This window comes from Roseateles sp. P5_B10 (genome assembly GCF_056400485.1).
This window is the reverse complement of record NZ_JBFULE010000124.1, coordinates 1-10,911: the sequence shown is the minus strand read 5'-3', so window position 1 is coordinate 10,911 and position 10,911 is coordinate 1. Positions and strand designations below refer to the sequence as shown.

9 protein-coding genes and 1 pseudogene are annotated in these 10,911 nt (G+C 69.8%); 8 read left to right on the top strand and 2 right to left on the bottom strand.

All coding sequences use genetic code 11. The features are described 5' to 3' along the window. A pseudogene (locus AC1DU6_RS10830) lies at positions 1 to 194 on the bottom strand (benzaldehyde dehydrogenase); the annotation flags it as partial. Positions 195 to 476: 282 nt separating this feature from the next. Between AC1DU6_RS10830 and AC1DU6_RS10825 the strand changes: the two are divergent. The 8 genes from AC1DU6_RS10825 (at position 477) to AC1DU6_RS10790 (ending at position 10,743) form a co-directional block, all read left to right on the top strand. Beyond that, positions 477 to 2,273, top strand: a complete 1,797-nt coding sequence (locus AC1DU6_RS10825; RefSeq protein WP_477857133.1) for a sigma 54-interacting transcriptional regulator — start codon at positions 477 to 479, stop codon at positions 2,271 to 2,273. 242 nt (positions 2,274 to 2,515) lie between these two features. After that, the gene (locus tag AC1DU6_RS10820; protein WP_477857131.1) at positions 2,516 to 3,757 is read left to right on the top strand and encodes a thiolase family protein; all 1,242 of its coding nucleotides are present in this window, start codon (positions 2,516 to 2,518) and stop codon (positions 3,755 to 3,757) included. Continuing rightward, positions 3,754 to 5,322, top strand: coding sequence for an acyl CoA:acetate/3-ketoacid CoA transferase (locus AC1DU6_RS10815; RefSeq protein ID WP_477857129.1), 1,569 nt, complete (start codon positions 3,754 to 3,756; stop codon positions 5,320 to 5,322). Before AC1DU6_RS10820 ends, AC1DU6_RS10815 begins: the two co-directional genes overlap by 4 nt. Then, a complete protein-coding gene (locus AC1DU6_RS10810) occupies positions 5,319 to 6,134 on the top strand; it encodes a crotonase/enoyl-CoA hydratase family protein (RefSeq protein ID WP_457321354.1) in 816 nt (271 codons plus the stop codon). The genes AC1DU6_RS10815 and AC1DU6_RS10810 overlap by 4 nt, the downstream gene beginning before the upstream one ends. Then, on the top strand, positions 6,131 to 7,981 hold the full coding sequence (locus tag AC1DU6_RS10805) for a feruloyl-CoA synthase (RefSeq protein ID WP_457321353.1): 1,851 nt from the start codon (positions 6,131 to 6,133) through the stop codon (positions 7,979 to 7,981). Before AC1DU6_RS10810 ends, AC1DU6_RS10805 begins: the two co-directional genes overlap by 4 nt. Positions 7,982 to 7,986: 5 nt before the next feature. Continuing rightward, positions 7,987 to 8,760 (top strand): SDR family NAD(P)-dependent oxidoreductase, encoded by a 774-nt coding sequence (locus AC1DU6_RS10800; RefSeq protein WP_457321351.1) that lies wholly within the window; start codon positions 7,987 to 7,989, stop codon positions 8,758 to 8,760. A gap of 10 nt (positions 8,761 to 8,770) precedes the next feature. Next, complete coding sequence (locus AC1DU6_RS10795; RefSeq protein WP_477857126.1) at positions 8,771 to 9,799, top strand: Rieske 2Fe-2S domain-containing protein; 1,029 nt, start codon at positions 8,771 to 8,773, stop codon at positions 9,797 to 9,799. Next, the gene (locus AC1DU6_RS10790) at positions 9,796 to 10,743 is read left to right on the top strand and encodes a PDR/VanB family oxidoreductase (RefSeq protein ID WP_457321348.1); all 948 of its coding nucleotides are present in this window, start codon (positions 9,796 to 9,798) and stop codon (positions 10,741 to 10,743) included. The genes AC1DU6_RS10795 and AC1DU6_RS10790 overlap by 4 nt, the downstream gene beginning before the upstream one ends. On the opposite strand, the gene AC1DU6_RS10785 is transcribed toward AC1DU6_RS10790, so the two are convergent. Next, positions 10,702 to 10,911: hypothetical protein (locus AC1DU6_RS10785; protein ID WP_477857124.1), on the bottom strand; the 210-nt coding region annotated here is incomplete at its 5' end. The genes AC1DU6_RS10790 and AC1DU6_RS10785 overlap by 42 nt on opposite strands.

Sequence of the window (10,911 nt, the reverse complement as noted above, 5' to 3'; positions counted from 1 at the left end):
GCCCAGGCGGCCTGGGCGGCGGTGGCGGCAAGGGTGGCGGGCGGCACGTCGGCGGCCACGGCGCGGCCGGTGCGCACCAGCACGGCGCCCGTCGCGGGCTCGATCAGGTCGGCGGCCTGGGACGCGGCGCGCCAACCGCTGCTGTACAGGTGTTCACGCCACAGGGTGGGGTCGAGTAGGGGCTGAGGGGTCATGGCGGGGCTGCTGAGGTGGGTTGCGAAAGCGCGAACTCGGTGCTCGCTTGCCCACTTGCAGTGCAACGCGTGTGCCACGCCATGCCAGTGCGCCACGCCAGCAAGGTGCACGGCGGCACCACGTCCGATCGTTTTCAGAGTGAAAACATCGGTCACCCCTGGGACTTTCCCTGGCCCCGGTAAAGAAGCCGCATCTTCGGGTTATCCCCTCACCCAGATATTTATCAAATGAAAACAATTCGAGGGAGTGACAAGCCGCCGACCTGCYCAATTCATCACCTCATGACCAAGCTACCTCGCATCTCCCTGGCCGAAGTGGCCCGCCAGACCGGCACCATGCTGAAGCGGGGCGACAGCAAGCACTTCGTCGAGGACCAGGCGCCGACGATGGGCGACCTGACCGAGTCGCTGTTCTTCTCGCCCGGCGATGGCCGCATCTGGCTGAACGACCAGCGCATGCTGTTGCTGCACAGCTCCTCCGTCGGTCACCTGCGCCGCGAGCTGATCGACACCCTCGGCATGGAGCGAGCGCGCGGCCTGCTGACGCGGGCCGGCTATGTGTCCGGCGCCCGCGACGCCCAGCTCGTGCGCGAGCGCTGGCCCAATGCCGACGCGGCCAACGTCTTCATGGCCGGCACGCGGCTGCATGCACTCGAAGGCGTGGTCAAGGTGACGCCGCTCGCCTTCGACTTCGACATCCACCGCGGCACCTACGAGGGCGAGTTCCTGTGGGAGCACYCCAGCGAAGACGATGAGCACATCAGCGCCTACGGTGTCGGCACCGAGGCCGCCTGCTGGTCGCAGGTGGGCTATGCCACTGGCTACGTGACCAGCCTGTTCGGCCAGCTCGTGATCTTTCGCGAGATCGAGTGCCGTTCGATGGGCGCCAGCGCCTGCCGCGTGATCGGCCGCCACGCTGCGGCCTGGGGTGACATCAGCGAAGACCTGCGCTATCTCGAAGCCAAGGAATTCCATCGCCTGAACGCCGCCGAGTCCGCGCCCGCCGAGGCGCCGGCGGCCGCCACTCCCGCAGGCTCGGATGAACGGCCCAGCGCCGAGCGCCACGACATCGTCGGCGCGTCGTCGGCCTTCACGTCCGCCTGCCATCAACTGGCCCGCGTGGCCGGCAYGCGCGCCACGGTGCTGTTCACCGGCGAGTCGGGTGTCGGCAAGGAGGCCTTCGCGCACCGGCTGCACCGCATCAGCGCGCGCGCCGCCCAGCCCTTCGTGGCCGTGAACTGCGCCGCCATTCCCGAGACGCTGATCGAGAGCGAGCTCTTCGGCGTCGAGCGCGGCGCGTTCACCGGCGCCAGCCAGTCACGCCCGGGGCGCTTCGAGCGGGCGGACGGCGGCACGCTGTTCCTCGACGAGATCGCCACGCTCAGCCTGGTCAGCCAGGGGAAGCTTTTGCGCGCGCTGCAGGAGGGCGAGGTCGAACGGGTGGGTGGCACGCGCACGTTGCAACTGGACGTGCGCGTCGTCGCCGCAACCAACGTGGACCTGCAGGCCGAGGTGCGCGCCGGGCGCTTCCGCGAGGATCTTTTCTACCGCCTGAACGTCTACCCCATCCACCTGCCGCCGCTGCGCGAGCGGCGCGACGACATCCCGCTGCTGATGACGCATTTCCTGCGTCGCGAAGCGCAACGCCACGGTCGCCACCCGACCGGCTTCACGCCACGCGCCGTGCGGGCCATGCTGCACTACGCCTTCCCGGGCAACATCCGCGAGCTGCAGAACCTGGTGGAGCGCGGCGTCATCTCGGCCGAGGACGACCAGGCCATCGACGTGGCCCACATGTTCCGCCGCGAACAGCTCAGCGATGAGGCCCTGCTGACCATCGGCGCCCATGGCACGCTGCAAAAGGCGGCCGCGCCGCCGCCGCGCCTGCTCGATCTGCTCGGCGAGGCGCTGCAAACCGGCGGGGCCGGCCACGTCGAGCTGGACGCCATCGAACGCCAGCTATTGCAGGAAGCCACCGAGGCCGAGAACGGCAATCTCGCTGCGGCCGCGCGCCGCCTGGGGATCACGCGGGCTCAGCTGGCGTACCGCCTGCAGCGCGCGGCTCAGCCCTCTTCCTGAGCTGGGGCGGCGGGCTCGGCCGCTGCGCGTGCGAAGCGGTCCAACTTCGCCAAATAAGTTTTGTATCAGAAGCAGTTGCCCGCAATGGCAGGCGCAGCCTTGCGCCCGTGCCGGGCGCTCTTCGTCAGCAATGCAGCAACGCCACCTGGTCAATTGCGTGGAGTTTCGATCCGCGCAAACCCTAGTGTCGCAACGGTCAAAGTAGTTAATACTATTAATCATTAACCGCCGCTGACACTCACATGCCGACCTTCTCCGCCCGATTCGACGACCACTGGCTGCTCGGTGGCGCACGCACGCCCTGGGTCGACTACTGCGGCGCACTCGCCGAGGTCTCGCCCATCGATCTCGGCATCAAGGCGGCCCGCGCCGCGCTGGAGCGTACGGGCGTGCCGGGCAGCGCGGTCGACTCGGTCGTCACCGCCTCCATGGCGCAGGCCTCGTTCGACGCCTACATGCTGCCGCGCCACGTCGGCCTTTATGCCGGCGTGCCCATCGAGGTGCCGGCCATCCTCGTGCAACGCATCTGCGGCAGCGGCTTCGAGATCATTCGCCAGGCGGCCGACCAGATCACTCTCGGCTACGCCAGCCTCGCGCTGGTGGTGGGCGCGGAGTCGATGTCGCGCAACCCCATCTGCGCCTACACGCATCGCGGCGGCTTCAAGCTCGGCGCACCGGTCGAGTTCAAGGACTTCCTCTGGGAGGCCCTCGACGACTCCGCCGCCAAGGTCTCGATGATCCAGACGGCCGAGAACCTGGCCAAGAAGTACGGCATCACCCGCACCGAAGTCGACGCCTACGCCGCCGCCTCTTTCGAGCGCGCGCTGCGCGCCCAGGCCGACGGCTTCTTCACCGATGAGATCGCGCCGGTGACCAGCGAGCGCTTCGAGCTGGATGGCTACGAAGCGCGCGGCATCAAGCTGCCACGCAAGGTGGCCGCGGCGGACCGTGACACCCATCCCCGCCCCTCGTCGCCCGAAGCGCTGGCGGCCCTGCGCACGGTTTACGAAGGCGGCGTGCAGACAGCCGGCAACTCAGCTGCCCTGGTCGACGGCGCGGCGGCCGTCGTCGTGGCCTCGGGCGCGCAGGTGCGTGACCGCGGGCTGAAGCCGCTCGCCCGGCTGCGCGGCGCGGCGGCAGCCGGCGTGCCGCCGGAGATCATGGGCATCGGCCCGGCACCGGCCATCCGCGCGCTGTTGAAGCGCTGCGAGCTGAAGCTGTCGGACATCGACCTCTTCGAGATCAACGAGGCCCAGGGCGCCCAGACCCTGGCCTGCGTGAAGGAGCTCGGCCTGGACCTGACCAAGCTCAACGTCAACGGCGGCTCCATCGCCCTTGGCCACCCGCTCGCCGCCACCGGCGTGCGCCTCACCCTCACCGCCGCCCGCGAACTGCAACGCCGTGGCGGCCGTTACGCGATCGTCTCCGCCTGCGTCGGCGGCGGCCAGGGCATGGCCTTGCTCATCGAGAACACACAAGCATGAAGATCATCACTGCCGACCAGGTCGGCCCCCTCGTCAAAGACGGCGCCACCCTCTTCCTCGGCGGCCTGGCCATGATGGGCCTGGCCGAAGAGGCGTTGCAGGGGCTGGAGCGCCACTTCCTCGCCACCGGCCACCCGCGCCAGCTCACCACCTGGGCCTGCGGCGCCATCGGCAACGCCGGCAGCGGCGGCATGGCCCATCTGGCCCACGCGGGCATGGTCAAGCGCGTCGTCGCCGGGCACTTCGGGCAGACCGGCAAGGCCATGATGGCCATGGTGCATGCCGGCGAGGTCGAGGCCTACAACTTCCCGCAGGGCTCGCTCTCCAGCCTCACGCGCCACATCGCCAGCCGCTCGCCGGGCCTGCTGACCAAGGTCGGCCTGGGCACCTTCGTCGACCCGCGCCTGGAAGGCGGCAAGCTCAACGCCGCCGCGCGCGAAGACCTCGTGCGCCTGGTCGAGTTCGAGGGCGAGGAGTGGCTCTTCCACCCCTCGCCGCGCATCGACGTCGCCTTCATTCGCGCGACGTATGCCGACGAGCGCGGCAACCTCAGCATGGACAAGGAAGGCGTGCTGCTGGAGCAGCTGTCCATCGCCCAAGCCGCGCGAGCCTGCGGCGGCATCGTCATCGCCCAGGTCGAGGCCGTGGTGGCCGCCGGCAGCCTGCATCCCAAGAGCGTCAAGGTGCCGGGCCTGGTGGTGGACTACGTCGTCGTCGCCAAGCCCGAGAACCATCTGCAGACCATTACGACGGCCTTCAACCCGGCCTTCAGCGGCGATGTGCGCGTGCCGCTGGGCAGCATGCCGGCCATGCCGCTGGACGAGCGCAAGGTCATCGCCCGCCGTGCCGCCATGGAGCTGCAGCCGGGTGCCGTCACCAACCTGGGCATCGGCATCCCGGCCGGCGTCCCGTCGGTGGCCGCCGAGGAGGGCGTGTCCGACCTGCTCAACCTCAGCGTGGAGTGCGGCGTCAACGGCGGCGTGCCGGCCCAGGGCGGCGACTTCGGCATGGCCTACAACCCCGAGTCCATCATCGAGCAGGGGTCGCAGTTCGACTTCTACGACGGCGGCGGGCTGGACTGCAGCTTCCTCGGCCTGGCCCAGACCGACCGCCACGGCAACGTCAACGTCAGCAAGTTCAACGGCCGGCCCGTGGGCTGTGGTGGCTTCATCAACATCACGGCCTCCACGCCTCGCCTCGTGTTCTGCGGCAGCTTCACCGCTGGCGGCGTGGACCTCGCCGTGGCCGATGGCCAGCTGCACATCCGCCAGGAGGGCCGCGCGCGCAAGTTCGTCGAGCAGGTCGAGCAGATCACCTTCAACGGCCGCGATGCCGCACGGCGTGGCCAGGAGGTGCTGTTCGTCACCGAGCGCGCCGTGTTCGCGCTGCGCCCTGAAGGCCTGGAGCTGACCGAGATCGCACCCGGCATCGACCTCGAGCGGGATGTGCTGGCCCACATGGAATTCCGCCCGCTAATGCGCGACGTGAAGACCATGGACGCCGGCCTCTTCCAAGCACACTGGGGCGGCCTGGCCGCCGCTCTCTCCAAGCAGACCCACGAATGAACGCCGCCACCGACTTCCTCCCCGCCAGCGGCCTGCTGGCCCAGCTCGACCTGCTGCGCATCGAGCATGCCGGCGCCGTCACGCACCTGTGCCTGAACCGCCCGGCCAAGCGCAATGCCATCAACGAGGAGCTGATGCGCCAGCTGCACACCGCCCTGCTCAACCTGCCGGCGTCGACCAAGGCCCTGGTCATCAGCGGCGAGGGCAGCCACTTCTGCGCCGGCCTGGACCTGTCGGACCTCGCCGAGCGCAGCGTCGCCGAGGGCGTGCTGCATTCGCGCGGCTGGCATGTCGTCATGGATGCCATCCAGTTCTGCCGCGCGCCGGTCGTCGCTGCGGTGCATGGCGCCGTGGTGGGCGGCGGGCTGGAGCTGGCGGCCGCCGCGCACATCCGCGTGGCCGACGAGACCGCCTACTTCGGCCTGCCGGAAGGCCAGCGCGGCATCTTCGTCGGCGGTGGCGGCTCGGCCCGCATCCCGCGCCTGGCCGGCGTGGCCTGCATGAGCGACATGATGCTGACGGGCCGCGTGCTGGACGCGAACGAAGGCGAACGGCGCGGCCTGGTGCAGTACGTCGTGCCGGCCGGCGAGGCCGTGGCCAAGGCCATCGAGCTGGCCGGCCGCATCGCGCAGAACGCGCCGCTGTCCAACTTCGCCGTGACCCAGGCCCTGCCGCGCATTGCCGACCTGTCGCAGGCCGACGGCCTCTTCATGGAGTCGCTGATGGCGGCCATCGCCCAGGGCGACGACGTGGCCAAGCAGCGGCTGCAGGACTTCCTGCAGAAGCGCACGCCCAAGGTCGTCAAGTCATGAAGCCGCGCTACCGCCCGGTCGCCATCGGTGGCTGCCTGGACAACGCCAGCGTCGAGCACCGCGCCGACGGCGGCTTCGTGCTGCGCTCAACCGAGCCGCTGGCGGCCTACCCGGGACATATGGGCGAGCGTCTGTTGCACTGGGCACAGGTGGCGCCGGACCGGCTGCTGGCAGCGCAACGCGAGGCGAACGGCGGCTGGCGCTGCATCAGCTACGCCGAGATGGTCGAGCGGGCACGCTCCCTCGGCCAGGCCTTGCTGGACCGTGGCCTGGGCGTCGAAAAACCCCTGGTCATCCTGTCCGACAACGACCTGGAGCACCTCAGCCTGATGCTGGGCGCCATGTGGGCCGGCATCCCCAGCGTCAGCATCTCGCCGGCCTATTCGCTGGTCTCGACCGACCACGGCCGCCTGCGCCACATCCTCGCCAAGGCCACGCCGGGCGCGGTCTACGCGGCGGACGCGGGCTATGCCCGCGCAATCGAGGCCACGGTCACGGCGGACACCCGCGTCATCCTCGGCGAGGGCCGGCTCGAAGGCCGGGCCACCGAGCGCTTTGCCGACCTGCTCGACACGCCACCCGGCCCCACGCTCGACGCCGCCCACGCGCAGATCGGCCCCGACACCATCGCCAAGCTGATGTTCACCTCGGGCTCGACCAAGGCGCCCAAGGGCGTGGTCATGACCCAGCGCATGTGGTGCGCCAACCAGCAGATGACGCTGCAGGCCATGCCCTTCCTGGCCGAGCAGCCGCCCGTGGTGCTGGACTGGCTGCCGTGGAACCACACCTTCGGCGGCAACCACAACCTGGGGCTGGTGCTCTACAACGGCGGCAGCCTCTACATCGACGAGGGCCGGCCCGTGCCGGGCCGCTTCGAGGCCACGCTGCGCAACCTGCGCGAGGTGGCGCCGACGATCTTCTTCAACGTGCCCAAGGGCTTTGACGAACTCATCTCGGCGCTGCAGGCCGACACCGCGCTGCGCGACCACTTCTTCAGCCGGCTGCAGTTGGTCGAGTGCGGCGGCGCGGGACTGTCGCCGAAGACGCTGGACGCCTTCAACCAGCTGGCCGAAGCCGCCATCGGCGAGCGCATCCGCATCGCGGCGGGCCTGGGCATGACCGAGACCGCACCCACATGCACCTTCGCCATCCCTGAGGAGGCCCGCGCCGGCTTCATCGGCTGGCCCGTGCCCGGTGTCGACGTGAAGCTCGTCCCCACGGGCGACAAGGCCGAGGTGCGCTTTCGCGGCCCCAATGTCATGCCCGGCTATTGGCGCGAGCCCGAGCTGACGCAGGAAGCCTTCGACGATGAGGGCTACTACTGCACCGGCGACGCCGCCCGGCCCTGCGACCCCACCGACCCCACGCAGGGTCTGATGTTCGACGGCCGCATCGCCGAGGACTTCAAGCTCTCCACCGGCACCTTCGTCAGCGTCGGCCCGCTGCGCGCCCGCGTCATCGCCTTGGGCTTCCCCTGCGTGCACGACGCCGTCGTCACCGGCATCGGGCGCGACGAGATCGGCCTGCTGATCGTGCCGCGCGTGAACGAAGCCCGCCGCCTGGCTGAACTGCCCGACACCGCCGCCACCGCAGACGTGCTGAACCACTCGACCGTGCGTGCCTTCTTCGAGGCGCTGGCCAACCAGCTCTGGGTGCAAGGCACCGGTAGTGCCACCCGCCCGGCCCGGCTGCTGCTGTTGGCCGAGCCGCCGTCCATCGACGGTGGCGAGATCACCGACAAGGGCTCGATCAACCAGCGCGCCGTGCTGAGCCGCCGCGCGGCCCTGGTCGAACTGCTGCACGAGGCCCCCGTGGGCCACCCCGACGTCATCACCCCGCACCGCTGAACACCATGAACATCTCTGGACAAACCGCCCTCGTCACCGGCGCCGGCTCCGGCCTCGGCGAAGCCGTGGCACGCGCCCTCGCGGCCCAAGGCGCCCGCGTCGCCCTGCTCGACATCAACGAAGCCGGCGCCCAGCGCGTGGCCGCCGACATCGGCGCCGACCGCGCGCTGGCGCTGCGCTGCGACATCACCGACGCGGCATCCGTCACCGCCGCGCTGGATGCCGCCGCCGCTGCCTTCGGCCCGGCCCGCATCCTGATGAACATCGCCGGCATCGGCAGCGCCAAACGCATCGTGCAGCGCGACGGCTCGCCCGCGCCGCTGGAGGACTTCGAGCGCGTCGTGCGCATCAACCTCATCGGCACCTACAACGTGACGCGCCTGGCTGTCAGCCGCATCGTTGCGTTAGCCCCGTTGGCTGACGGTGAGCGCGGTGTCATCGTCAACACCGCCTCGGTCGCGGCCTTCGACGGCCAGGTCGGCCAGGAGGCCTACTCGGCCTCCAAGGGCGGCATCGTCGGCATGACGCTGCCGCTGGCACGCGACCTGGCGCAGTTCGGCGTGCGCGTCTGCACCATCGCGCCGGGCCTGTTCGCCACGCCGCTGATGAAGGAGCTGCCGGAAGAAGTGCAGCAGTCGCTCGCCGCCTCCATCCCCTTCCCCAAGCGCCTCGGGCTGCCCGAGGAGTTCGCTGCGCTGGCCCTGCACATCGCCAGCAACGGGCACCTGAACGGCGAAGTCATCCGCCTCGACGGCGCCCTGCGCATGGCGCCGCGCTGAAGGACTCCTCATGTTCATCACCAACACCTGGTACGTCGCCGCCCGCAGCGACGAGGTCGGCACCGACAAGCCGCTGGGCCGCAAGGTCTGCAACCACGCGATGGCCTTCTTCCGCAACAGCGCCGGCAACGTCAGCGCGGTGGAGGACTTCTGCCCCCACCGCGGCGCGCCCCTGTCGCTGGGCAGCGTGCATGGCGACACCCTCGTCTGCGGCTATCACGGCCTGGCCATGGGCGGCGACGGCAAGACCGTCGCCATGCCCTGCCAGCGCGTGCGTGGCTTCCCGGCCATCCGCAGCTTCCCGGTGCATGAGGCGCACGGCTTCATCTGGGTCTGGCCGGGCGACGCGGCGCAAGCCGACGTGGCCAAGCTGCCCGCCTTCGAATGGCTGGGCAACCCCGCCTTCGGCTACGGCGGCGGCCTGTACACAATAGTCTGCGGCTACAAGCTGATGGTCGACAACCTGATGGACCTGACGCACGAGACCTATGTGCACGCGGGCAGCATCGGCCAGAAGGAGATCGACGAGATCCCGTGCACGACCCGCGTCGACGGCGACCACGTCATCACCGAGCGCCATATGCAGGGCATCGAGGCGCCGCCGTTCTGGAAGATGGCCCTGCGCATGAACGGCCTGCCCGACGACCAGCCGGTGGACCGCTGGCAGATCTGCCACTTCACGCCGCCCAGCCACATCATGATCGAGGTAGGCGTAGCGCTGGCCGGCCAGGGCGGCTATGAGGCACCCGACGCAGTAAAGGCAGCGAGCTGGGTGGTGGACTTCATCACCCCCGAGACCGACACCTCCATCCACTACTTCTGGGGCATGGCGCGCAAGTTCAAGCCGCAGGACGAGGCGCTGACGGCCCAGATCCGCGAGGGCCAGGGCAAGATCTTTGCGGAGGACCAGGAGATGCTGGAACGCCAGCAGCTCAACCTGCTCGCCTGGCCACAGCGCCAGCTGCTGATGCTCAACATCGACGGCGGCGGTGTGCAGTCGCGCAAGGTCATCGAACGAGTGCTGGCGGCGCAGGCATGATCACGGTCCGCATCGAGGCCAAGACCGCGGTCGCGCAGAACGTCTGCGCCCTCACCCTCGTGGCTGCCGATGGTGGCGCCCTGCCCGCCTTCACGGCCGGCGCCCACCTCGACGTCCACCTGCCCGGCGGCATCGTTCGTCAGTACTCGATCAGCAACGACCCCACAGAGGCCGACCGCTATGTGCTGGGCGTGCTGCTCGACGCTCAATCGCGCGGCGGTTCGCGAGCGGTGCACGAGGTGTTGAGCCCGGGGCAGACGCTGCAGATCAGCGCACCGAAGAACCACTTCCCGCTTGCCGCGCAAGCCCGCCGCAGCCTGCTGATCGCCGGCGGCATCGGCATCACGCCCATCCTGGCGATGGCTCGCCAGCTCGCGGCTGATGGCGCGGACTTCGAACTCCACTACGCGGCGAGCAGCGCCGAGCGCATGGCCTTTCGAGCGGAGATCGAGGCGAGCGCCTGGGCTGGCGCTGCGCGTTTTCACGTGGCTGGCGACCGCCTCGACGTGCAAGCACTGCTGGCTACTCGCGATGCCGACACCCACGTCTACGTCTGTGGCCCCAAGCGGCTGATCGATGCGGTAGCCGACGCCGCGAAACGCCACGGCTGGCCAGAGGGTCGGGTCCACCATGAGTTCTTCGCGGGCGCGCCGGCGGCCTCGACCGGTCAGGACGGCCCATTCGAAATCGAACTTGCGCGCAGCGGCCGCGTGATCCTTGTTGGCGCCCATCAGACCGCCGCCCAGGCCCTCATCGCCGCGGGCGCACCCCTGCTGACCTCCTGCGAGCAAGGCGTCTGCGGCACCTGCCTGACGCGGGTGATTGGCGGGGAACCCGAGCATCGCGACCTGTACCTCACGCCCGAGGAGCAGGCCGCAAACGACCAGTTCACGCCTTGCTGCTCACGGGCGCGCAGCAGTCGCCTGGTGCTCGATTTGGGTTGAGCCGCCACGGCGTTGGATTGACGACTTTTTCAGCGCCGGGCGCTGGCCACCCACGTCCAGCCCCCATTCGCGCAACGCCCCCTCGCTGACCTGCGCCGTGATGGCCTGATGGCCCACCCTGCGGCTGGCCGTGCCACGTGCCGCGACACTGTCGTCGGCGCCCACGAC